This is a genomic window from Erwinia sp. TECH1 (assembly GCF_054057575.1).
In genome coordinates this window covers 4,559,654-4,582,269 of sequence record NZ_JBSRZK010000001.1, presented here as the reverse complement: position 1 = coordinate 4,582,269, position 22,616 = coordinate 4,559,654, and the positions used below count along the sequence as shown (strand labels likewise).

19 protein-coding genes and 1 pseudogene are annotated in these 22,616 nt (G+C 56.9%); 12 read left to right on the top strand and 8 right to left on the bottom strand.

Annotated features, from left to right (window positions below; all coding sequences use genetic code 11):
• Positions 1-185: 185 nt before the first annotated feature.
• Positions 186-1,085 (bottom strand): EamA family transporter RarD, encoded by a 900-nt coding sequence (rarD, locus tag ACVWZ0_RS21490; protein ID WP_253457257.1) that lies wholly within the window; start codon positions 1,083-1,085, stop codon positions 186-188.
• Positions 1,086-1,113: 28 nt separating this feature from the next.
• Positions 1,114-1,587, bottom strand: coding sequence for a thioesterase family protein (locus tag ACVWZ0_RS21485; protein ID WP_125290702.1), 474 nt, complete (start codon positions 1,585-1,587; stop codon positions 1,114-1,116).
• A gap of 161 nt (positions 1,588-1,748) precedes the next feature.
• Between ACVWZ0_RS21485 and pldA the strand changes: the two genes are divergently transcribed.
• Positions 1,749-2,627, top strand: a complete 879-nt coding sequence (pldA, locus tag ACVWZ0_RS21480; protein WP_253457259.1) for a phospholipase A — start codon at positions 1,749-1,751, stop codon at positions 2,625-2,627.
• 50 nt (positions 2,628-2,677) lie between these two features.
• Positions 2,678-4,504, top strand: a complete 1,827-nt coding sequence (gene recQ, locus ACVWZ0_RS21475) for an ATP-dependent DNA helicase RecQ (protein ID WP_253457261.1) — start codon at positions 2,678-2,680, stop codon at positions 4,502-4,504.
• A gap of 77 nt (positions 4,505-4,581) precedes the next feature.
• On the opposite strand, the gene rhtB is transcribed toward recQ, so the two are convergent.
• Entirely contained in the window at positions 4,582-5,205 is a 624-nt protein-coding gene (gene rhtB / locus ACVWZ0_RS21470) for a homoserine/homoserine lactone efflux protein (protein WP_125290699.1), read from the bottom strand.
• Positions 5,206-5,308: 103 nt separating this feature from the next.
• Between rhtB and pldB the strand changes: the two genes are divergently transcribed.
• Positions 5,309-6,289: a lysophospholipase L2 gene (pldB, locus tag ACVWZ0_RS21465; RefSeq protein ID WP_253457263.1), complete on the top strand. Its 981-nt coding sequence runs from the start codon at positions 5,309-5,311 to the stop codon at positions 6,287-6,289.
• Between the two features lie 49 nt (positions 6,290-6,338).
• The gene (gene yigL / locus ACVWZ0_RS21460) at positions 6,339-7,139 is read left to right on the top strand and encodes a sugar/pyridoxal phosphate phosphatase YigL (RefSeq protein WP_253457265.1); all 801 of its coding nucleotides are present in this window, start codon (positions 6,339-6,341) and stop codon (positions 7,137-7,139) included.
• 40 nt (positions 7,140-7,179) lie between these two features.
• Here yigL and glpQ read toward each other — a convergent pair whose 3' ends face one another.
• Positions 7,180-8,208, bottom strand: coding sequence for a glycerophosphodiester phosphodiesterase (gene glpQ / locus ACVWZ0_RS21455; protein WP_436830544.1), 1,029 nt, complete (start codon positions 8,206-8,208; stop codon positions 7,180-7,182).
• A gap of 14 nt (positions 8,209-8,222) precedes the next feature.
• Positions 8,223-9,566, bottom strand: coding sequence for a glycerol-3-phosphate transporter (gene glpT, locus ACVWZ0_RS21450; protein ID WP_253457269.1), 1,344 nt, complete (start codon positions 9,564-9,566; stop codon positions 8,223-8,225).
• 329 nt (positions 9,567-9,895) lie between these two features.
• Here glpT and ACVWZ0_RS21445 point away from each other — a divergent pair, with 329 nt between their 5' ends.
• The gene (locus tag ACVWZ0_RS21445; protein ID WP_253457272.1) at positions 9,896-10,747 is read left to right on the top strand and encodes a carboxylate/amino acid/amine transporter; all 852 of its coding nucleotides are present in this window, start codon (positions 9,896-9,898) and stop codon (positions 10,745-10,747) included.
• Between the two features lie 429 nt (positions 10,748-11,176).
• On the opposite strand, the gene ACVWZ0_RS21440 is transcribed toward ACVWZ0_RS21445, so the two are convergent.
• Both ACVWZ0_RS21440 and metR read right to left on the bottom strand, forming a co-directional pair.
• Entirely contained in the window at positions 11,177-11,656 is a 480-nt protein-coding gene (locus ACVWZ0_RS21440; protein WP_253457275.1) for a YehS family protein, read from the bottom strand.
• A 158-nt stretch (positions 11,657-11,814) separates the two neighbouring features.
• The gene (metR, locus tag ACVWZ0_RS21435; protein WP_253457277.1) at positions 11,815-12,756 is read right to left on the bottom strand and encodes an HTH-type transcriptional regulator MetR; all 942 of its coding nucleotides are present in this window, start codon (positions 12,754-12,756) and stop codon (positions 11,815-11,817) included.
• A gap of 135 nt (positions 12,757-12,891) precedes the next feature.
• Here metR and metE point away from each other — a divergent pair.
• Positions 12,892-15,163, top strand: a pseudogene (gene metE / locus ACVWZ0_RS21430) (5-methyltetrahydropteroyltriglutamate--homocysteine S-methyltransferase).
• Between the two features lie 382 nt (positions 15,164-15,545).
• Here metE and ACVWZ0_RS21425 read toward each other — a convergent pair.
• Complete coding sequence (locus tag ACVWZ0_RS21425) at positions 15,546-16,373, bottom strand: dienelactone hydrolase family protein (protein WP_253457283.1); 828 nt, start codon at positions 16,371-16,373, stop codon at positions 15,546-15,548.
• A 268-nt stretch (positions 16,374-16,641) separates the two neighbouring features.
• Here ACVWZ0_RS21425 and udp point away from each other — a divergent pair, with 268 nt between their 5' ends.
• The 6 genes from udp (at position 16,642) to tatA (ending at position 22,615) form a co-directional block, all read left to right on the top strand.
• Positions 16,642-17,403: a uridine phosphorylase gene (udp, locus tag ACVWZ0_RS21420; protein ID WP_253457286.1), complete on the top strand. Its 762-nt coding sequence runs from the start codon at positions 16,642-16,644 to the stop codon at positions 17,401-17,403.
• A gap of 252 nt (positions 17,404-17,655) precedes the next feature.
• Complete coding sequence (gene rmuC / locus ACVWZ0_RS21415; protein WP_253457289.1) at positions 17,656-19,188, top strand: DNA recombination protein RmuC; 1,533 nt, start codon at positions 17,656-17,658, stop codon at positions 19,186-19,188.
• Between the two features lie 74 nt (positions 19,189-19,262).
• Entirely contained in the window at positions 19,263-20,018 is a 756-nt protein-coding gene (ubiE, locus tag ACVWZ0_RS21410) for a bifunctional demethylmenaquinone methyltransferase/2-methoxy-6-polyprenyl-1,4-benzoquinol methylase UbiE (RefSeq protein ID WP_125290686.1), read from the top strand.
• Between the two features lie 12 nt (positions 20,019-20,030).
• On the top strand, positions 20,031-20,636 hold the full coding sequence (ubiJ, locus tag ACVWZ0_RS21405) for a ubiquinone biosynthesis protein UbiJ (RefSeq protein ID WP_253457292.1): 606 nt from the start codon (positions 20,031-20,033) through the stop codon (positions 20,634-20,636).
• The gene (gene ubiB / locus ACVWZ0_RS21400; protein ID WP_253457296.1) at positions 20,633-22,270 is read left to right on the top strand and encodes a ubiquinone biosynthesis regulatory protein kinase UbiB; all 1,638 of its coding nucleotides are present in this window, start codon (positions 20,633-20,635) and stop codon (positions 22,268-22,270) included. The genes ubiJ and ubiB overlap by 4 nt, the downstream gene beginning before the upstream one ends.
• Before the next feature lie 99 nt (positions 22,271-22,369).
• On the top strand, positions 22,370-22,615 hold the full coding sequence (gene tatA, locus ACVWZ0_RS21395) for a Sec-independent protein translocase subunit TatA (protein WP_125290683.1): 246 nt from the start codon (positions 22,370-22,372) through the stop codon (positions 22,613-22,615).
• Position 22,616 lies beyond the last annotated feature (1 nt).

Here is a 22,616-nt window from a genome sequence, read left to right as displayed (position 1 = left end):
TATTGCTTCTCATCCTGGTGGAGTGAATATTGTCCTCAGTAGTTAAACACGCGTCTATTCTGGCATTATCCTGACGTACTGTGCCAAAAGATTTGCACTGATTTACGATGGGTACGTCAGGTTATAAAGTTTTTACTTAAGTGTTACTTTCCCCGGCCAGGCAAACCGGGGAAAGCAATTAACGGTCAGACCTCGGCGGGCCGCCTGCGTTTTAACGTTATAAGCGCATCGAAAATAAATAAGGCCAGCGCCGCCCAGATAAAGCTGAACGTCACCACTTTATCCGGCGTCATTTTCTCGCCGTAAAAGATCACCGCCAGCAGGAACATCAGCGTTGGGCCAAGATACTGGAAAAACCCAACAGTAGAGAGGCGCAGGCGCGTGCAGGCGGCGGTAAACAGCATCAGCGGCACGGTGGTTATCACGCCAGCAGCGATCAGCAGCAGGTTTAACGACGAGGGATTCTGCGTCAGATGGCTGGTGCTGCTGTCCGCAATGCCGAAAAGATAAATAGCGGCGAAGGGCAACAGCCAGCTGGTTTCAATCATCATACCGGTCTGCGCGTCGACGGCGATTTTTTTGCGCATCAGGCCGTACAGCGAAAAGGTCACCGCCAGACCCAGCGCAATGACCGGCACCGACCCAAATTTCCAGAGTTGGATAATCACGCCGCAGACGGCCAGCGCCACCGCCAGCCATTGCAGACGCCGGAAGCGTTCGCCCAGAAACAGCATCCCTACCAGCACGTTTAACAGCGGGTTAATAAAATAGCCCAGGCTGGCCTCCAGAATATGCTGGTTATTCACTGCCCAGATAAAGATCAGCCAGTTGCTGCACACCAGCGTGGCGGAAACCGCCAGCAGCAGCACCTTCTTCGGCGTTTTAAAAATCGCTTTTACGTTGCCCCAGCTGCGGCTGACGCTCAGCAACAGCAGCATAAAAAAGAACGACCAGATCACCCGATGGGTAATGATTTCGCCCGGTGCGACCTGCTGAAGAAGCTTGAAATAGGCAGGTGCTATGCCCCAGATAAAATAAGCGCCGAGGGCATAAAAAATGCCCTGACGAGTTTGCTGCGCATCCATGTAACATCACTCCGTTAATGTTGGGAAATCAACCTACAAGATAGGTTGCCGTAGTGCTGGCAATATAAAGACCAGCGTCATTATGCAGCTCAACCCGTGCCACCGCGACCTTATTGCCGCCGCGCAGCAGGCTACTGGTCGCGATAAAGCGTTCGCCCCGGCCGGGCCGCAGGTAGTCGACCCGCAGATCGATAGTGCCCATGCGCGACAGGCGCTGCCGCAGCTCTTCTTCCGTAATGGTTTCCTGGCGGGTCAGCGAGCTGCTGACGCAGACCAGACCGGCCGCCACGTCCAGTACGGCCGCAATCACGCCGCCGTGCAGAATCTTTTGTGCGATGTTGCCCACCAGCTGCGGCTGGTTTGCGAAGCTCAGCTCCGCATAATCCGGCTCCAGCCGATCCAGCGTGAGGCCAAGCGTGCGGTTAAACGGCATATCATAAACAAAGATGTCGCCGATCAGGCGGCGAGCGGCCTGCCGATCGAGCGGCGCAGATGAAGTCATAGCAAAATTCCTTTACAACGTAAGTCGCTTATCAGATTGACTATTTTTATCCGTTGTTAACGGGTCGTTTACTTTACAAAAACAGCACTAATGCCGACCAGCAATTCTGTGTAGAATGGCGTGCTTTTTATCCATCACCCTTATCAGTTCTGGAGAATCTTATGTCGATGCTGAAAGGCCCGCTGGCTGCAGCGCTCCTTTTTCCCTGTCTGACCCTGGCGCAAGAGGCTCAGGTCACAGAGGTGCATGACCAGCCCGCGGTGCGTGGCAGTATTATTGCTAATCTTCTGGAAAAGCATGACAACCCTTTTGTGCTTTTTCCTTATGAAAGCAACTATCTGCTGTACACCGATACCAGCAACATCAACAAAGAGGCGATTGATTCCTATAACTGGTCGAATAAGGCGAAGCACGATGAGGTAAAATTCCAGCTGAGCCTGGCCTTTCCTCTCTGGCGGGGCATTTTAGGTGACAACTCGGTGCTTGCCGCCTCTTATACTCAGTCCTCCTGGTGGCAGCTCTCTAACCGTGGCGCCTCGTCGCCGTTCCGTGAAACGGATTATCAGCCGCAGATTTTCCTGGGCTGGGCCACCGACTACAGCTTCGCCGGCTGGACGTTGCGCGACGTGGAGCTGGGCCTGAACCACCAGTCCAACGGCCGCTCGGAGCCGACCTCCCGCAGCTGGAACCGCGTTTACGCTCGCCTGATGGCGCAGAACGGCAACTGGATGGTGGAAGCCAAACCCTGGTATCGCCTTCCGGAAGGTGAAAATGATGACGATAACCCTGATATCACTAAGTACATGGGGTATTATCGCATGACGGTCGGCTATCAGCTGGGCGAAAGCGTCTTCAGCCTCCAGGGCAACTACAACTGGAACAGCGGTTTCGGCGGCGCGCAGGCAGGCTGGAGCTACCCGATTACCGAACATGTCCGTTTCTATACGCAAGTCTTTAGCGGCTATGGTGAATCATTGATTGACTATAACCATCGTCAGACCAGGGTCGGCGTCGGCGTCATTCTGAACGACCTGTTTTAATGCTTTCCGGGCGGCCATCACGCGTCGCCCGCCATCAAGTTGGAGTACACGTGTCTACGGCTGCAGTGATCAATCAGGAGATGCTGACGCAACAGGTTTTGCAGGAAACCTTCGGCTATCAGCAATTTCGTCCGGGGCAGCAAACTATTATTCAGGCGTCGCTGAAAGGGCGCGACTGTCTGGTGGTCATGCCGACCGGCGGCGGCAAATCGCTTTGCTATCAGATCCCGGCGCTGGTGCGCGAAGGGCTGACGCTGGTGGTGTCGCCGCTGATCTCGTTGATGAAGGATCAGGTCGACCAGCTGCTGGCTAACGGCGTGGCCGCCGCCTGTCTGAACTCAACGCAGACGCGGGAAGAGCAGCAGGAGGTCTTCGCCGGCTGCCGCACGGGCCGGATCAAGCTGCTTTATATCGCGCCTGAACGCCTGATGATGGATAACTTCCTGGATAATCTGGCGCACTGGAATCCGGCGATGCTGGCCGTAGACGAGGCCCACTGTATTTCGCAATGGGGCCACGATTTCCGTCCGGAATACGGCGCGCTGGGCCAGCTGCGTCAGCGGCTGCCGGACGTGCCGGTGATGGCGCTGACCGCCACCGCCGACGAAACCACCCGTAACGATATCGCGCGCCTGCTCCAGCTTGACGATCCGCTGATCCAGGTCAGCAGCTTCGATCGTCCCAATATCCGCTATACGCTGGTGGAAAAATTCAAGCCGACGGATCAGCTGATCCGCTACGTGCAGGATCAGCGCGGCAAATGCGGCATCATCTACTGCAACAGCCGCGCGAAGGTGGAAGACACCGCCGCGCGTTTGCAAAGCCGTGGCCTGAGCGTTGGCGCCTATCATGCCGGAATGGATAACGTGCATCGCGCCCGCGTGCAGGAAGCCTTCCAGCGTGACGATCTCCAGATCGTCGTCGCCACGGTCGCCTTCGGCATGGGTATCAACAAGCCCAACGTGCGCTTTGTGGTGCACTTTGATATCCCGCGCAATATCGAATCCTACTATCAGGAAACGGGCCGTGCCGGTCGTGATGGCCTGCCGGCGGAGGCGCTGATGCTGTACGATCCGGCCGATATGGCCTGGCTGCGCCGCTGTCTGGAAGAGAAAGCGCCGGGGCCGTTGCAGGATATTGAACGCCACAAGCTGAACGCGATGGGCGCTTTTGCGGAAGCGCAGACCTGCCGCCGTCTGGTGCTGCTGAACTACTTTGGCGAAGGGCGGCAGCAGCCCTGCGACAACTGCGATATCTGTCTCGATCCGCCGCGTCGTTACGACGGCACGGTAGAGGCGCAAAAGGCGCTTTCCTGCATTTATCGTGTCGGCCAGCGGTTTGGCATGGGCTACGTGGTGGAGGTGCTGCGCGGTGCCAACAATCAGCGTATTCGCGATATGCAGCACGACAAGCTGCCGGTTTACGGCATTGGCCGCGATCAGAGCCACGAGCACTGGATAAGCGTGATCCGTCAACTTATTCATCTGGGCTTTGCGACACAAAATATTGCGATGCATTCCGCGCTTCAGTTAACGGAAGCGGCGCGTCCCCTGCTGCGTGGCGAAGTGCCGCTGCTGCTGGCGGTGCCGCGCATGGTCAGCGTCAAGCCGCGCAACAGCAATCAGAAATCGTTTGGCGGCAACTACGATCGCAAGCTGTTCGCCAAGCTGCGTAAGCTGCGTAAAGCCATTGCCGATGAAGAGAACATTCCGCCTTACGTAGTGTTTAACGACGCCACGCTGATAGAAATGGCCGAGCAGATGCCGCTGACCGCCTCAGAAATGCTGAGCGTCAACGGCGTTGGTCAGCGCAAGCTGGAGCGCTTCGGCAAGCCGTTTATGGTGATGATCCGCGAGCATGTCGACGGCGAAGAGTAGGCCGGGCGTGCGGCCGGAGAACGGGGAAGACGCGGGCTGGCATGGACGGCGCGTCCTCCATGCCAGCCTTTAATGCATCAGGCAATACGCCGCGCGGAAGCCAGCAGCGCGCCGACCGCCATAAACATGCCGCCAAACAGGCGGTTTAACAGCTTCATCTGTTTTGGCCCTTTAATCCAGGCCGCAATCCGCTGCGCCAGCGTGGCGTAGCCGATCATCACGATGATATCGACCACCACCGTCGTCACGCCCAGCACCAGATACTGCATCGCCTGCGGCTGGTGCGGGATGATAAACTGCGGAAAGAGCGCCGCCAGAAAAACAATGCTTTTTGGGTTGGTCAGGTTCACCAGCACCGCACGCTTAAACAGCCTGCGGCGCGGCATCGCTTTGGCGACCGCCTGAAGATCTATCGCGCCTGCCGAGCGCCACTGCTGGATGCCCAGCCAGATCAGGTAAGCCGCGCCCGCCCATTTCAGCACTTCAAAAGCCAGCACGGATTGGGAAAACAGCGCGCCCAGGCCGATGCCAACCAGCAGAATATGCACCGCCAGCCCAACCTGCAGGCCGGAAATAGAGGCCGCCGCGCCGCGATAACCGTGGCTGATGCCGGTACTCATGGTATTGATTGCGCCGGAACCCGGCGAAAGGCTTAAGATGCTGGTCGTTAACAGATAGGCCAGCCACCACTGCATGGTCATTGGGTCAGACTCCCTGATAGCACAGAAGTATGACACAATACGCCATTGCGGCTGCGCAGGCTACGGGGCCGGGCGGAATGTGAAAAAAGCGGAGGTCGGGTCAATGAAAAAGCATGGCTGGCGAAATCGTGAAAAAGCTTTTGCCGCTTTCGCCACCGGCCCGCTGCTGGATTTCTGGCGGCGGCGGGAAGAAGACGAGTTTATCGGCGTGGAAAACGTGCCCATTCGCTACGTTCGCTTCACGTCATCGCAACACAACCGCGTTATCCTGATTTGCCCCGGACGTATCGAAAGCTACGTAAAATATCCGGAGCTGGCCTACGACCTGTTTCACTGCGGCTATGATGTGATTATTGTCGATCATCGCGGGCAGGGCCGTTCCGGCAGGCTGCTGCAGGATAGCCATCGCGGCCATGTGGAGCTGTTCGACCACTATGTTGAAGATCTGGAGACGCTCTATCTGAAAGCGATCCTCAGCCGTCACTATCAGCATCGCTATGCGCTGGCGCACTCAATGGGCGGCGCGATCCTGACGCTGATGCTGGCCAGGCAGCCGCAGGCCTTTAACGCCGTGGCGCTGGCCGCGCCGATGTTCGGGATCTTCCTGCCGATGCCGCTGTGGATGACGCACTGTATTCTGAACTGGGCGGAAAAGCGTCCCGTGGTGCGCGACGGTTACGCGATCGGCACCGGCCAGTGGCAGCCCAGGCCGTTCGGGATGAACCAGCTGACCCACAGCCGCGAGCGCTACCGGCGCAACCTGCGCTTTTACGCCGACGATCCGGGGCTGCGCGTCGGCGGGCCGACTTATCACTGGGTCAGAGAAGGCATTCTGGCCGGCAAAAACATTCTGGCTCAGGCAAAAGAGATAAAGACGCCGCTGCTGCTGTTACAGGCCAGCGCGGATAAGGTGGTGGATAACCGCGCTCAGGATCTCTTTTGCCAGGCCATGAAAGCGGCGGGAAACCCCTGCGAGGGCCCGCTGATTATCGCAGGCGCGCGTCATGAGATCTTGTTTGAAAAAGACAGCATGCGCGCCGAAGCGCTGGAGGCCATTACGGCGTTTTTTGCCCGGCATCCCTGATTTTACTGCTCAGATATAGCAACCGTAGCTCACCATTAACAGAGGTTTTATGTACCCGATTGTTGCTTCCGATCTCGACGGCACGCTGCTGTCGCCGGATCACCGTTTATCCGCTTTCGCCCGTGAAACGCTCCAGCTGCTGACGCAAAAGGGCGTCCATTTTGTGTTCGCCACCGGTCGCCATCACATTGATGTCGGGCAGATGCGTGACAGCCTGGGTATTGATGCCTATATGATCACCTCGAACGGCGCGCGCGTGCACAATACCGCAGGCGAGCTGATCTTCAGCCATAACCTGGAAGAAGACATTGCCCGTGAGCTTTTTGCTTTGCATCACAGCCACCAGGATATCTATACCAACGTCTACCGCGATGAAGAGTGGTTCCTTAACCGCCACCGCCCGGAAGAGATGGATTTTTTCCGCGAGTCCAATTTTAACTACCAGACCTATCAGCCGGATTCGCTGCCAACCGACGGCATCAGCAAAGTGTTCTTTACCTGCGCTAAGCCGGAACTGCTGATCCCGCTGGAAGAGGCGCTGATGGCGCGCTGGGGCGATCGGGTTAACGTCAGCTTCTCGCTGCCGACCTGTCTGGAAGTGATGGCGGGCGGCGTTTCCAAAGGTCACGCGCTGGACGCGGTATCCCGACTACTGGGCTTTACGCTGGCGGACTGCATCTCTTTTGGCGACGGCATGAACGACAAAGAGATGCTGAACATGGCGGGCAAAGGCTGCATCATGAGCAACTCGCATCAGCGCCTGAAGGATCTGCTGCCGGAACTGGAAGTGATTGGCAGCAATGCGGATAACGCGGTGCCGAACTATCTGCGCAAGCTTTATAACGTCTGAAGCCGGTAAAAGCCGCCTCTGGTTACAGAGGCGGCAACGCTTACCGCTTCAGGAAGCGCACGGCCTTGTCCGGGAAGTCGGTAAACAGACCGTCCACGCCCGCCTGGTTATAGAGCGCGTCGTACAGCTCGTCCACGTTATCCACCCAGCCGGGCAGCTGGTCGGCCCGCACGGTATAGGGATGCACGACCAGGCCATTCTGATGCGCCTCCTTCACCATCGGCGTAAAGTGAACCGCGCCTTTGGTCGAGCCGTTGGCAATCAGCATATGATAATCAGGGCCGATGCCGTCGACGTAACGGGCCAGCGTTTTCATCGCGCCCGGTTGCAGCATCCAGTCATAGCTGTAGTTCACCCATTTCCCGTCTTGCTGCTCCTGCGTCTCTTTTGAGTCCGTTTCGGTGATCAGCTGCACCAGTTTGACGTCCATGCCTCTTTGCGGCTCCAGCTCCGTTTTAATGCGTTTGAGTTCGTTATGGTCAAAGCATTGCAGGTAGACGTTGTCGCTTTTCGAGCTATAGCCGTACTGCTTAAGCACATCCAGTACCCTGGCGGAGATATCTTTGCCTTCCTGGCGGTGAAACCACGGCGCTTTAATTTCGGTGTAGATGCCGATATTTTTGCCCGTCGAGTGGTTCAGGCCCTGAATAAATTCAATCTCTTCGGCAAAGGTATGCACGTGGAAGTCCGATTTGCCCATCGGGAAACGCTGCGGATAAGTCTGCACTTTCTTACCGTCTTTTAGCGTAAAGCCTTCCGTAAACTTCAGCCCCTTGATTTCGGCCAGCGTAAAGTCGATGGCATAGTAACGTCCATCCTTTCTGGCGCGGTCGGGATAGCGTTCCGCCACGTCCGTTACGCGATCCAGGTAGTGATCGTGCAGCACCACCAGCCGATCGTCGCGGGTCATCACCAGATCCTGCTCAAGGAAGTCGGATCCCTGCGCGTAAGCCATCGCTTTGGCGGGCAGCGTGTGTTCCGGCAGGTAGCCGCTCGCGCCACGATGGGCAATTACAATCTTGTGTGTTTCCGCGGCTACTGCGCCGAACGAAGCGCCCAGCAGCAGCATAGCTATCAGCTTTTTCATTGCGTTGCCTCTTTTTTGTGCCTGTGTTCGTTCAGCATGGTGATAACCAGCAGGATAACGGCCAGCACGCCGCCGCCGATCATCACGATAAAGCCGCCGTCCCAGCCGAAGTAATCTACGGTGTAGCCGACAATAGCGCTGGCGGCCACCGAGCCGCCAAGATAGCCGAACAGCCCGGTGAAGCCCGCCGCCGTTCCCGCAGCTTTCTTCGGCGCCAGCTCCAGGGCGTGCAGCCCAATCAGCATTACTGGCCCATAAATCAGAAAGCCGATTACAATCATGCAGGTAATATCCACGCCCGGATTGCCGGGAGGATTCAGCCAGTAAACCACGGTGGCGATCGTCACCAGCACCATAAAAAAGACGCCGGTCGCGCCACGATTGCCTCTGAACACCTTATCGGACATCCAGCCGCACAGCAGCGTGCCGGGAATGCCGGCGTACTCATAAAGAAAGTAGGCCCAGGAGGATTTATCCAGCGTAAAGTGCTTCACCTCTTTTAAATAGGTCGGTGACCAGTCGAGAATGCCGTAGCGCAGCAGATAGACAAACACGTTGGCCAGCGCGATATACCAGAGCAGCCGGTTGGGCAGTACGTACTGCATAAAAATTTGCCTGGCGGTCAGCTCCTCTTCCTGGCTTTTATCATAGTCGGGCGGATAGTCGTTTTTATACTCTTCAATCGGCGGCAGACCGCAGGATTGCGGCGTGTCGCGCATCAACGCAAAGGCGATAACGGCCACCAGAATGGCGGCGAAAGCGGGCATATAAAGCGACGCTTTCCAGTCGTTAAACCAGTACATGCCCAGCAGAAACAGCAGCGGAGGCAGGCCGCCGCCGACGTTGTGCGCGCAGTTCCAGACGGAAACGATGCCGCCGCGCTCCTTGTGCGACCACCAGTGCACCATAGTGCGTCCACAGGGCGGCCAGCCCATGCCCTGGAACCAGCCGCATAAAAACAGCAGCACGAACATCACGGTAATGCTGGAGGTGGCCCAGGGAACGAATCCCATAAACAACATGACCGCCGCCGCCAGAATTAAACCGGCGGGCAAAAAGTAGCGTGGATTCGAGCGATCGGAAACGGATCCCATAATAAATTTAGAAAATCCGTAGGCGATGGAAATACCTGAAAGGGCAAAGCCTAAATCCCCCCGAGAAAAACCCTGCTCGATCAGCGAAGGCATCGCCAGCGCAAAATTTTTCCGCACCAGATAATAGGCCGCATAGCCGAAGAAAATACCAAAAAATATCTGCCAGCGTAATTTACGATAAAGCGGATCGATTTCGCTGGTGTCAACGCGCGTTCGATGCGACGCAGGTTTAAAAACAGATAACATAACAGCCTCCAATGGCAATTTATATTCGTTTTTTTCGTCGTGCAGCAACAGATAAACGCGATCCGTAGCGGAAGGAGCCTAAAAGAAAACGCGCGGCCTCGCTGTGAAGAAGAACCCAAAGGTTACATTTTTATGACAATCAAACGAATTATGCGGCACGCTTCTCTGAATGCTTGTAGCCATGCCGGCAAGGAGTGTGAGCAGGCTCACTCAAACGGCAGGATAAAAACAGGTGAGTACATTTTGCAATCAGATGTCAACCAGATATTTCCCCGCGTCCACGTTGATTTCGCTACACTGTGCCCACTTTTCACCAGCGAGTTTTTATCGTGATCTTACTGATAATCACCACTATCCTGTGGGCCTTTTCGTTCAGCCTGATCGGCGAATATCTGGCAGGCCAGGTCGACAGCGTCTTTTCCGTGCTGATCCGTCTGCTGCTGGCCGCCGTGGTTTTCCTGCCGTTTCTGCGCTGGCGCGGCTATCGGCCATCAACGCTGCTGCTCTATATGGGCGTAGGCGCGCTGCAGCTGGGTATTATGTATCTGTTCAGCTTTGAGGCTTACCTCTACCTCAGCGTTTCCGAGCTGCTGCTGTTTACGGTGATGACGCCGCTCTATATCACCCTGATTTATGACCTGATGAGCGGAAGAGGCGTGCGCCCCGGCTATGCACTGAGCGCGCTGCTGGCGGTGGCGGGCGCGGCGATTATTCGCTACGACAAGGTCAGCGACCACTTCTGGTTTGGCCTGCTGCTGGTGCAGCTTGCCAACCTTTGCTTTGCCGTTGGCATGGTGGGCTACAAGCGCCTGCAGGAAACGCGTCCGATGCCGCAGCACGCCGCCTTTTCCTGGTTTTATATGGGCGCGGCGCTCGTCGCGATTATCGCCTGGTGCCTGTGGGGCAATCCGCAGAAGCTGCCGACCACCACGCTACAGTGGAGCATCCTGATCTGGCTGGGCGTGGCGGCTTCCGGGCTGGGTTATTTTATGTGGAACTACGGCGCGACGCAGGTTGATGCCGGCACGCTGGGCATTATGAATAATATGCACGTGCCCGCCGGATTGCTGGTTAACCTTGCAATCTGGCAGCAGCAGCCGCACTGGCCGAGCTTTATCGTTGGCGCAGCGGTAATTTTCGCCTCGCTATGGGTACACCGACACTGGGTGATCAAAAAATAGCACGACGATAAAAAGCGGGGCGCGACACGCCCTGCTTAACGCCTTTGCCTGGCTCGTTAGTGAACCAGGCAAAGGCCGTGATTTACTGACCAGCAGATTCACATTCGTTTTACTGGTTTTGCCAATATGGCTACCGCTGTCGTTACCTGCCCGCTGTTATAACTCAGCGCTGACGGGCAAAGCAGCCTATAAATTTTAGAAAAAAGCGTGCCGAAAATAGTTTTGGTAGTGTCGTTGTTTTTACCTGCGCTGCTGATAGTTGCGCTCTCATAATATATCCACTTTCATGGTTCGCTGTATTTACAATGTGTAAATATCAGGCGGATATTATGAGGGGTGACTTACCCTGTAAAGGCAGGAAGGAAATATAAATAATGCATTTTTTTGATAGCGTTTAAATAGCAGGCAGCCCGAAGGCTGCACTAATATTTAAGCTTTTTTAACAGGGGCAGGGCGTAATTTCATTGTCATTCCCTTCAGGAAATTCCTTAAAATCTGATCGCCGCATTCACGGTAATTTTTATGCCCTGGCTTTCGGAAAATAGCGCCAATTTCAGACTGGCCCACGGCGAAGTCCGCCAGCTTAAGCACGTCAATAATATCCGTAGTTTTTAAATCGAAAGCGATGCGCAGTTTTTTAATAATAATATTATTCGTCATCTTGCGTTCGACAGAAGGCTCAGGCGCATCTTCGCTTTTGCCACGGCGCTGAAAAATCAGCCCGTTCAGGAAATAGCCCATTACCACGTCAGGACAGGCGCGAAAGCCCGCTTCGCCTTCTTTTTTCAGGAAGCTTTGCATTTCCGCTTCGCTGACTTCACTTTCCGCCAGCGCCAGGATGCCAACCATCTGAGCATCGCTCAGGCTCAGCATGTAGCGCACGCTGCGCAAAACGTCATTATTGGTCATAAAAATCTCATTGGTTCAGGATCGTTGGCCGCATTATAGAGACAAATGGCGCTGGATAAAGGAATACCGTCAGCAAAAAGGCAGGCGGCCAGCGCGTTATAAAGGCACGGCTGCGCTAAAAGGGCCACCGCGCAAAAGCGATCGCCCGTACTGGCCGCTCAGGAATGATGCAAAGAGGTCGGCAGCGGCGTGCCCGGCGCGGAAGCGTCCCTGACCAGCGGCAGATGCTCGCAGGCGTGCTGGCGGGCGGAGCGGATAAAAGCTTCGACTACTGCCTGACGCTGCTCGCCGTCGCGCACGGCGGCATATAAACGGCTCCATAAACCCTGGCCAAGCGTTTTGGTCACCACCAGCCCCTGATGCTCAAAGCTTTCCACAACCCAGTGCGGCAGGGCGGCGATGCCCATGCCCGCGGACACCATCTGGATCAGCAGCAGCGTATTATCCACGCTTTTTAACGCCGGGCTGACGCCTGCGGGCTGCAAGAAATGCCGCCAGATATCCAGGCGCTGCCGCTGCACCGGATAAATCATCAGCACTTCGCTGGCCAGATCTTCCGGTGAAATATGATCAACCTGCGCCAGCGGATGGTCGGGCGCCAGCACCAGGCGAACTTCAAAATCAAACATTGGCGAATAGAACAGCCCGCTGCGCGGCAAAATATCGGAGGTGAGCACCACGTCCAGCTCCCCCTGTTGAAGCGCGGGCTGGGGATCGAAAGTCACCCCGGATTTAAAATCCATCACCACCTGCGGCCAGCTCTGACGGAAGTTGCTCAACGCTGGCGTCAGCCATTGAATACAGCTGTGGCACTCGATAGCGATACGCAGCGTGGCCTGATGCGGTTCGTGGCAGGCCTGTAAAGCGTGCTGGATCTGCGGCAGCACCTGCTCGGCAAGCTGCAGCAAGATTTCGCCCTGCGGCGTAAAGCGCAGCGGCTGGCTTTTACGCACAAACAGGCGGAAGCCCAGGCGCTGCTCCAGATCGCTGAACTGATGGGACAGGGCCGACTGTGTCTGATGAAGCTGAGCGGCGGCGGCGGCCAGCGAACCGCTGTTGCGCAGCGCTTGCAGCGTCCGCAGGTGTTTGAGTTCGATCATGAGAGTCCTTCACATCGACAATGAACAATTTGCGCTTGTGGTGAATACAGTACCTGCGGATTATAGATGTGTAAACATCTGGACGTCTAAAAGCCCGATTGCCACGACAGCGGGCGGTAACTGAGGAACGCATTGATGACTATTCTGAACCATACGCTCGGCTTCCCCCGCGTTGGCCTGCGTCGCGAACTGAAAAAAGCACAGGAAAGCTACTGGGCGGGCAACAGCACGCAGGAAGCGCTGCTGGCGGTAGGCCGCGAACTGCGCGCCCGCCACTGGGAACAGCAGAAACAGGCTGGGGTAGACTATGTACCGGTCGGCGATTTCGCCTGGTACGATCATGTGCTGACTACCAGCCTGCTGCTGGGCAACGTGCCTGCCCGTCATCAAAATAAAGATGGCTCTGTCGATCTGGATACGTTGTTCCGTCTGGGCCGTGGCCGTGCGCCGACCGGCGAACCTGCGGCGGCGGCTGAAATGACCAAATGGTTTAACACTAACTATCACTATATGGTGCCGGAATTTACCCCGGGGGCAGCAGTTTAAGCTTAGCTGGACGCAGATCCTGGACGAAGTGGACGAAGCGCTGGCGCTGGGCCATAAAGTGAAGCCCGTGCTGCTTGGCCCGGTGACCTATCTGTGGCTGGGTAAAGTCAAGGGCGAGCCGTTCGACCGTCTGAGCCTGTTAACCGAAATTCTGCCGGTTTACCAGCAGGTGCTGAGCGAGCTGGCGAAGCGCGATATCGAATGGGTGCAGATCGACGAGCCTGCGCTGGTGCTGGAGCTGCCGCAGGCGTGGCTCAACGCCTTTAAACCGGCTTACGAGGCGCTGCAAGGGCAAACCAAACTGCTGCTGACCACCTACTTTGACAGCGTCGGCACCAACCTGGACGCTATCGTTAAGCTGCCGGTTCAGGGTCTGCATGTTGATTTGGTACACGGCAAGGACGATATCGCCGCGCTGAACGCTAAAGTGCCGGCCGACTGGTTGCTTTCCGTCGGCGTAATCAACGGCCGTAACGTGTGGCGCGCCGATCTCAGCAGCTGGTTTGAGCGTTTACAGCCGCTGGTCGGCAAGCGTCAGCGGCTATGGATCGGCTCTTCCTGCTCGTTGCTGCACAGCCCCATCGATTTAAGTACCGAAACCCGCCTGGATGAAGAAGTAAAAAGCTGGTTCGCCTTTGCGCTACAGAAATGCCAGGAGCTGGCGCTGTTGAGCCATGCGTTAAACCACAATGACGCGCGGTCGCTGGAAGCCTGGAGCGCGCCCATCCGCGCCCGCCGGGACTCTGCGCGCGTGCATAACGAGGCCGTCAGCAAACGGCTGGCCGCTATCACCGCGAAAGACAGCGAGCGCCACAGCAGCTATAAGGCGCGTGCCGAAGCCCAGCGCCAGCGCTTTCAGCTGCCGGCCTGGCCGACCACCACTATCGGCTCTTTCCCGCAGACCACCGAAATCCGTGGCCTGCGCCTGGATTTCAAACAGGGGCGTCTGGACGGAAAGAGCTACCGCACCGGCATTGCTGAACATATCAAACAGGCGATCGTGGAGCAGGAGCGGCTGGGGCTGGACGTGCTGGTTCACGGCGAGGCGGAGCGCAACGACATGGTGGAATACTTCGGCGAAAACCTGGACGGTTTTGCCTTTACGCAAAACGGCTGGGTACAGAGCTACGGCTCCCGCTGCGTGAAGCCGCCGGTGATTATCGGTGACGTCAGTCGGCCGGAAGCGATCACCGTCGAGTGGGCGAAATACGCGCAGTCGCTGACCGACAAGCCGGTAAAAGGGATGCTGACCGGCCCGGTAACCATTCTTTGCTGGTCTTTCCCTCGTGAAGACGTGTCGCGTGAAACCATCGCTAAGCAGATCGCGCTGGCGCTGCGGGACGAAGTGGCCGATCTGGAAAAAGCCGGTATCGGCATTATCCAGATTGATGAGCCGGCGCTGCGTGAAGGCCTGCCGCTGCGGCGGTCAGAGTGGGCTGCCTATCTGGAGTGGGCCGTAGACGCGTTCCGCCTGAACGCCGCCGTGGCGCAGGATGCTACCCAAATCCACACCCATATGTGCTATTGCGAATTCAACGACATCATGGATTCTATCGCCGCGCTGGATGCGGATGTGATCACCATCGAAACCTCACGTTCTGATATGGAACTGCTGGAATCGTTCGAGGAATTTGACTATCCGAACGAAATCGGCCCGGGCGTTTACGACATTCACTCGCCAAACGTGCCAAGCGTGGCATGGATAGAGGCGCTGCTGCTGAAAGCGGCGAAGCGTATTCCGGTGGAGCGTTTGTGGGTGAACCCGGACTGCGGCCTGAAAACGCGCGGCTGGCCGGAAACCCGTCAGGCGCTGGCTAATATGGTGGAGGCGGCCCGCAATCTTCGCAAAGCCGCTGTCTGATGGTGGTGTTGCCCGTGGACCTCTCATTTATTGATAACGTTTAGCGGCGTTTGGAATGTACGGGCGATGAAGCTGGCACTGTGCCCGCCGCGAGGGTGGCATAAAAAAAGCCCGCCGATTGAGGCGGGCTCAGACTGCTGACAAACCTAAATAGCGGATGCATCCTGGTGTTTCTTACAGCAACCCAGCTGTTTCACGGTGGCAGAGGCTGAGCGGATAAGCGGACCGTTTTCGCGCATGGACGCGCGAAACGAGCCTACATGGACGTATCTACGGCGTGTCCGTGTTCCGATCTGCCTCTGCCGCTTTTCATCAATCTGCAAGCGGCCTAAGTTTGAGTTTGTCAGCAACCTCAGCCCGCCGATTGAGGCGGGCCTGAGCGTTAGCTGACGCCGTGCTGCCTGAACCAGGCCAGCATTCGCTGCCAGCCGTCTTTGGCCGACTCTTCGTGATAGCTGGGACGATAATCGGCGTTAAACGCGTGCCCGGCCTCGGGATAAACCACGATTTCCGATTTGGCGTTCGCCGCCCGCAGCGCCTGACGCATGGTTTCCACGCTCGCCAACGGAATGCCGTCATCCTGCGCGCCGTACAGCCCCAATACCGGCGCGTTCAGGTCAACTGCGACGTCAACCGGGTGCTTCTGCTGCTGCAAGGTTTTATCGCCTGTCAGCTTGCCATACCAGGCAACGCCCGCTTTCAGCTGAGGATTGTGCGCGGCGTAGAGCCAGGTTATCCGGCCGCCCCAGCAAAAGCCGGTAATGGCCATATTGCGCATATCGCCGCCGTGGCGCGATGCCCAGTTGGCTACGTGATCCAGATCCGCCAGCACTTGGCTATCCGGCACCTTGCTGACCAGCTCTTTAAACAGCGTGGGAATATCATCGTACTCGGCGGGATCGCCCTCGCGAAAATAGAGTTCGGGCGCGACGGCAAGATAGCCTTCGGTCGCCAGGCGACGGCAGATATCGCGAATATGCTCGTGCACGCCAAAAATTTCCTGCACGACCAGCACCACCGGTAGCGGGCCATCGGCCTGACGCGGTCTGGCGTGGAAAGCAGGCATATTCTCGCCCTGCGTTGGAATTGACGTTTCGCCGGAAACGATGTCGGCGCTGTCGGTAATGATGGTGGTCGATGCGGCAGGTGAAACCGCAGGAGCGAATCCCTTATTGCTCAATGTTTGAGTCGGATTATCGTCGCTTTTCATTGTCCTCTCCATACATGCAGTAGCGCAATCAGCTAACTATAGCCAGGATTACGTTTCGATCGGGTGAAGGTCAGCCTGTCATCTTCGACGGCGTTATCGGTTTCCGACAGCGCGATTCGTGCGGGAAGGCTTTTTTGTGTGATTACCGTCACGATTCAATAGACTCCAAATGTAACTTTCATTACTCAGAGTGAATTTACTCACATAAATTCACACAGCTTTGCGCTACTGTAAGCGCTTCATCGCCTTTTAATTACAGGATCTTGTCATGGCACAGTCAGACGTTTTTCACCTGGGTTTAACCAAAGCCGATCTTCAGGGCGCCACCCTTGCCATTGTGCCAGGCGACCCCGAGCGCGTTAAAAAGATTGCCGCGCTGATGGATAATCCGGTTCATCTGGCGTCGCACCGCGAATTCACCACCTGGCGCGCCGACATTGACGGCAAGGCCGTTATCGTCTGTTCAACCGGTATCGGCGGCCCTTCCACCTCCATCGCGGTAGAAGAGTTGGCGCAGCTGGGCATCCGTACTTTTCTGCGCGTAGGTACAACTGGCGCTATCCAGCCTGACATCAGCGTGGGCGACGTGCTGGTAACCACCGGCTCCGTGCGTCTGGACGGCGCGAGTCTGCACTTTGCGCCGCTGGAATTCCCGGCCGTGGCCGATTTTACCTGCACCACCGCGCTGGTCGAAGCGGCGAAAGCGCTTGGCGCGACCACGCATATCGGCGTCACCGCGTCTTCCGACACTTTTTATCCGGGACAGGAGCGTTACGACACCTTTTCTGGCCGCGTAGTAAGCCGTTTCCAGAACTCCATGAAAGAGTGGCAGCAAATGGGCGTGCTGAACTACGAAATGGAATCCGCCACGCTGCTGACCATGTGCGCCAGCCAGGGTCTGCGTGCCGGCATGGTGGCGGGCGTGATCGTGAACCGCACCCAGCAGGAAATTCCCGATGCGGAAACCATGAAGAAAACCGAAAGCGATGCGGTGCGTATCGTAGTTGAGGCGGCGCGCCGTCTGATCTAGACGTTGAGATCGGCCTCGCCAACCTCTGGCCTGGCCGTTGAGACCAGTTTCGCTAACTTCTTCAGCCTTCATTAAGGGAGCGCGGCTCCCTTAATGGTTTCGCCCTTGCGCTACCCACGGCAAATTTTTCGAGCCGTCTCTGACATCCTGATGAAAACCTCCTCGATCCCGTTACATCGCGCTTTTTAACTCGACATTGCCACGGCCTGCCCTTACCTTTTCTGCCAGAGAAGCCTGGACGGGAGAAGGCGCGTGGATGCAATAATCGGTTACGGCATTGGCTCAGGCCTGGCGGGCGCGCTGGTCGGCTGGCTTATCGCCTGGTATCACAGCCAGCAGCGCGCGGCGCACCAGGAAACGGAGCGCAGGCTGCTGCAACAGGCCAGCGAGCAGCTGAAGCAGGAGCGCGATCGCCTGACGCAGCAACAGAGCCAGCAGCAGCAGGCGCAAAAACAGCAGGAGCTGGAGCTGCGTCAGCTGCACGGCACGCTCGCCGCTACCCAGGAGAAACTCACCCAGCTTGACCACTGGCGCGGCGAGGCCGAACAGCTGGCGCGCGAACTGCGCACCCAGCTGGAGATCAACAGCGCCCAGGAGGCGGAACTGCGCGAGGTCACCATTCGGCTTGAAGAGAGCAGAATGGCGGCGGAAGAGAAGCAGCGCCTGCTGGTCAACAGCGAACAGCGGCTGAATGCGCAGTTTGAACACCTTGCCAACCGTATTTTCGAACACAGCAACCGCCGTGTCGATGAGCAGAACCGCCAGAGCCTGGACGGGCTGCTCTCGCCGCTGCGCGAACAGCTGGAAGGGTTTCGTCGCCAGGTTCAGGAAGGCTTCGGCCAGGAGGCGCGCGAGCGCCATACGCTTTCTCATGAAATCCGCAATCTGCAACAGCTCAATGCCCAAATGGCGCAGGAAGCGATTAACCTGACCAAGGCCCTGAAGGGCGACAATAAAATACAGGGAAACTGGGGCGAAGTCGTGCTCAGCCGCGTGCTGGAAGCCTCCGGCCTGCGGGAAGGGCACGAATATGAAACCCAGGTCAATATTCAGCTGGAGCATAACGCCCGTATGCAGCCGGACGTGATTGTGCGTCTGCCGCAGGGCAAAGACGTGGTGATCGACGCGAAGATGACGCTGGTGGCTTACGAACGCTATTTCAACGGCGAAGATGAAGCCACGCGCGAAACGGCCATCGGCGAGCACGTTGCGGCCATTCGCAGCCATATCCGCCTGCTGAGCCGCAAAGATTATCAGCAGCTGCCCGGCCTGCGATCGCTGGACTACGTGCTGATGTTTATTCCGGTCGAACCCGCTTTTCTGGTCGCTATTGACCGTCAGCCGGAACTGATCAACGAGGCGCTGGGTCAAAACATCATGCTGGTCAGCCCCACCACGCTGCTGGTGGCGCTACGTACCATCAATAACCTGTGGCGCTACGAGCACCAAAGCCGTCATGCCCAGCGCATCGCCGACAGAGCGGCTAAGCTCTATGACAAAATGCGCCTGTTTGTCGACGACATGTCGGCAATGGGGCAAAGCCTCGATAAGGCCAGCGAAAGCTATCGTCAGGCCATGAAGAAGCTGGCGGAAGGGCGGGGCAACCTGATCGCGCAGACGGAAAGTTTTCGGCAGCTGGGCGTGGCCATCAAGCGGCCTATTAATCCCCGCCTGGTCGCGCAGGCGATGCCGGATGAGGCTGACGAGCAAGAGAACGAAGATGAGGAAGATGTCGCGTATCTGGCGACGCAAACCGGGCCAGGCGCGGCCCGAGTTAATGAATAACCCGCAAGGCTGTGCCTGGCCTGCGGGACTCTGATACACTTGGCAGATAACTGATTGCAGAGCAGGCAAAACAAATGGCAGATGAATCAAAGGATACCACGCACTTCGGCTTTCGCACGGTAGCGAAAAGCGACAAAGCTGAAATGGTGGCTGATGTTTTCCATTCCGTTGCGGCCAAATATGACCTGATGAACGATCTGATGTCGTTCGGCATCCACCGTGTCTGGAAACGTTTTACTATCGATTGCAGCGGCGTGCGTCGCGGACAGCGCGTCCTGGATCTGGCCGGCGGTACCGGCGATCTGACCGCTAAATTCTCTCGCCTGGTGGGTGAAACGGGTGAAGTGGTGCTGGCGGATATCAACAGCTCCATGCTGAAAGTAGGCCGTGAGAAACTGCGTAACAACGGGATTATCGGCAACGTGAACTACGTGCAGGCTAACGCCGAAGCGCTGCCGTTCCCGGACAATCATTTCGACTGCATCACTATCGCTTTCGGCCTGCGTAACGTCACCGAAAAAGAGAAGGCGCTGGCCTCGATGTTCCGCGTGCTGAAGCCGGGCGGACGCCTGCTGGTGCTGGAGTTTTCCAAACCGCTGCTGGAGCCGCTAAGCAAGGCGTATGACGCCTACTCATTCCACGTGCTGCCGCGTATCGGCGAGCTGGTGGCGAAAGATTCCGAAAGCTACCGCTATCTGGCCGAATCTATCCGAATGCATCCGGATCAGGATACGTTAAAGCAGATGATGGATGATGTCGGCTTCGAGAATACTACCTATCACAATCTTACCGGTGGCATCGTTGCGCTGCACCGCGGATTCAAGTTCTGAACAGGATAGCGAATGACCTTAACGCCGCTGTTAACCGCAGGGCTGGAAACGGCGCTCAATCAGATCCTTTATCGCGATCGCGGCCTGAAAGCCGCGCGTCAGCGTCTTAACGGCCGCAGCCTGGCCATTGAGCTGGCCGAGCTGAAGCAGCCGCTGATCTTTATCTTCAGCGACCAACAGGTCGATGTGCTGGGCGACTGGTGCGACATGCCGGACTGCAAGGTGAAAACCCGTCTGGCGACGCTGCGCAAGCTGCGCGATCGTCAGCAGTTAACCAGCCTGATCCGCAGCGGCGAGCTGGAGGTTGAGGGCGATCTACAGGTCGTCCAGCAGTTCTCCGCGCTGATCGATCTGGCCGAGCTTGACCCTGCCGAATATCTCGCGCCCTGGATTGGCGATATTGCCGCTCAGGGCATCAGCCAGGCCGCCCGTCGCGGGTTGCAGCTGGTGCGCGGCAATCTTGATCGTAAACAGAGCTATCTGGGTCAGGCGCTGACGGAAGAGTGGCGCCTGGCGCCGGGCGGCCTGGAGCTTGCCTGGTTTGCTGAAGAAGTCGACGCCGCCGCTCGCGAGCTGGCTGCGCTGGAAACCCGCCTTAAACAACTGGAGGGCAAATGACCCTCGGAGAAATACGTCGTCTCTATTTTATTATCCGTATCTTTTTGAGCTACGGACTGGATGAGCTAATCCCAAAAACCCGGCTGGCGCTGCCGCTGCGCCTGTGGCGTCGGACGCTGTTCTGGATGCCTAATTTGCACAAAGAGCGTCAGCTTGGCGAGCGTATCAGGTTAGCCATGGAGCAGCTTGGCCCGGTGTGGATCAAATTTGGTCAGATGATGTCCACGCGACGCGATCTTTTTCCGCCGCATATCGCCGATCAGCTGGCGATGCTGCAGGACAAGGTCGCGCCTTTCGATGGCGTACAGGCGAAAAAACAGATTGAGATGTCGCTTGGCTGCAAGGTGGAAACCCTGTTTGATGACTTTGTGATCACGCCGCTTGCTTCCGCTTCCATCGCGCAGGTACACACCGCCACGCTGAAGGAAAACGGCAGGGAAGTGGTCATTAAGGTTATTCGTCCGGATATCCTGCCGGTGATCAAAGCCGATATGAAGCTGATCAACCGCATGGCGGCCTGGGTGCCTCGCCTGTTACCGGACGGGCGCCGCCTGCGTCCGCAGGAAGTGGTGGCCGATTACGAAAAAACGCTGATAGACGAACTGAACCTGCTGCGCGAAGCGGCTAACGCCATTCAGCTGCGCCGTAATTTCGAAGGCAGCAACATGCTTTACGTGCCGGAAATCTATTCCGACTACTGTAGCGAAACCATGCTGGTGATGGAGCGCATTTACGGCATTCCAATCTCCGATGTGGTGCAGCTCGAACAGCGCGGCGTCAACATGAAGCTGCTGGCCGAGCGCGGCGTGCAGGTCTTCTTTACCCAGGTGTTCCGCGACAGCTTTTTCCACGCCGATATGCATCCGGGCAACATTTTTGTCAGCTATGAGCATCCTGAAGATCCGCAATATATAGGTATCGACTGCGGTATCGTCGGCTCGCTGAATAAAGAAGATAAGCGCTATCTGGCGGAGAACTTTATCGCCTTCTTCAACCGCGATTACCGCAAGGTTGCCGAGCTGCACGTTGATTCCGGCTGGGTGCCGGCGGATACCAACGTAGAGGATTTCGAGTTCGCTATTCGTACCGTTTGCGAACCGATTTTTGAAAAGCCGCTGGCGGAAATCTCCTTCGGTCACGTGCTGCTGAACCTCTTTAATACGGCGCGCCGCTTCAACATGGAAGTGCAGCCTCAGCTGGTGCTGTTACAGAAAACTCTACTGTATGTGGAAGGCGTCGGACGACAGCTTTATCCGCAGCTCGACCTGTGGAAAACCGCCAAGCCGTTCCTGGAAGACTGGATCAAAGATCAGATTGGCATTCCGGCTATCGTGCGCGCGCTGAAAGAAAAAGCGCCGTTCTGGGCGGAAAAACTGCCGGAGCTGCCGGAGCTGGTTTACGAAAGCCTGAAGCGGCACAAGCATCTGCAGCACAGCGTCGATAAGCTTTCTTACGATCTGCGCAACGACCGGGTGCGGCATCATCAGTCGCGCTATCTGTTCGGTATTGGCGCCACGCTGCTGCTGAGCGGCACGGCTATTCTGCTGACCAGACCGCAGTGGGATTTGCTGTCGGCGGTTATGGTCGCTGGCGGTCTGGTAAGCTGGCTGGTCGGCTGGCGTAAAACCGACTGACTGTCATGAAAGGTAAAGAGGGGCTGGCAGCGCTTTGCGCGCGGTCAGCCCGGCTTATATACTGCGAAACCTGCATTAACTGACATCTGAGGCAAAATTATGGGCGGTATTAGTATCTGGCAATTGTTAATTATTGCCGTAATCGTTGTGCTGCTCTTCGGCACGAAGAAACTGCGCGGGCTGGGTTCCGATCTCGGTTCATCAATCAAAGGCTTTAAAAAAGCCATGAGCGACGATGACGAAAAGCCAAAAACACATGCCGACGATGCTGATTTTAAAGCCACTCTGGCCGACAAACAGCACGCAGAAGCGAAGAAAGAAGACGTTAAGAACGACAAGGTGTAAG

What these genes read in the sequence shown, in the direction of transcription:
- pldB (WP_253457263.1), top strand. Translation starts at nt 5,309, where the DNA reads ATGAAAAAGCATGGCTGGCGAAATCGTGAAAAAGCTTTTGCCGCTTTC.
- ubiE (WP_125290686.1), top strand. Translation starts at nt 19,263, where the DNA reads ATGGCAGATGAATCAAAGGATACCACGCACTTCGGCTTTCGCACGGTA.
- ACVWZ0_RS21425 (WP_253457283.1), bottom strand. Translation starts at nt 16,373, where the DNA reads ATGAAAAGCGACGATAATCCGACTCAAACATTGAGCAATAAGGGATTC.
- ubiJ (WP_253457292.1), top strand. Translation starts at nt 20,031, where the DNA reads ATGACCTTAACGCCGCTGTTAACCGCAGGGCTGGAAACGGCGCTCAAT.
- ubiB (WP_253457296.1), top strand. Translation starts at nt 20,633, where the DNA reads ATGACCCTCGGAGAAATACGTCGTCTCTATTTTATTATCCGTATCTTT.
- yigL (WP_253457265.1), top strand. Translation starts at nt 6,339, where the DNA reads ATGTACCCGATTGTTGCTTCCGATCTCGACGGCACGCTGCTGTCGCCG.
- glpQ (WP_436830544.1), bottom strand. Translation starts at nt 8,208, where the DNA reads ATGCTGCTGCTGGGCGCTTCGTTCGGCGCAGTAGCCGCGGAAACACAC.
- rhtB (WP_125290699.1), bottom strand. Translation starts at nt 5,205, where the DNA reads ATGACCATGCAGTGGTGGCTGGCCTATCTGTTAACGACCAGCATCTTA.
- glpT (WP_253457269.1), bottom strand. Translation starts at nt 9,566, where the DNA reads ATGTTATCTGTTTTTAAACCTGCGTCGCATCGAACGCGCGTTGACACC.
- udp (WP_253457286.1), top strand. Translation starts at nt 16,642, where the DNA reads ATGGCACAGTCAGACGTTTTTCACCTGGGTTTAACCAAAGCCGATCTT.
- ACVWZ0_RS21485 (WP_125290702.1), bottom strand. Translation starts at nt 1,587, where the DNA reads ATGACTTCATCTGCGCCGCTCGATCGGCAGGCCGCTCGCCGCCTGATC.
- tatA (WP_125290683.1), top strand. Translation starts at nt 22,370, where the DNA reads ATGGGCGGTATTAGTATCTGGCAATTGTTAATTATTGCCGTAATCGTT.
- metR (WP_253457277.1), bottom strand. Translation starts at nt 12,756, where the DNA reads ATGATCGAACTCAAACACCTGCGGACGCTGCAAGCGCTGCGCAACAGC.
- ACVWZ0_RS21440 (WP_253457275.1), bottom strand. Translation starts at nt 11,656, where the DNA reads ATGACCAATAATGACGTTTTGCGCAGCGTGCGCTACATGCTGAGCCTG.
- pldA (WP_253457259.1), top strand. Translation starts at nt 1,749, where the DNA reads ATGTCGATGCTGAAAGGCCCGCTGGCTGCAGCGCTCCTTTTTCCCTGT.
- rarD (WP_253457257.1), bottom strand. Translation starts at nt 1,085, where the DNA reads ATGGATGCGCAGCAAACTCGTCAGGGCATTTTTTATGCCCTCGGCGCT.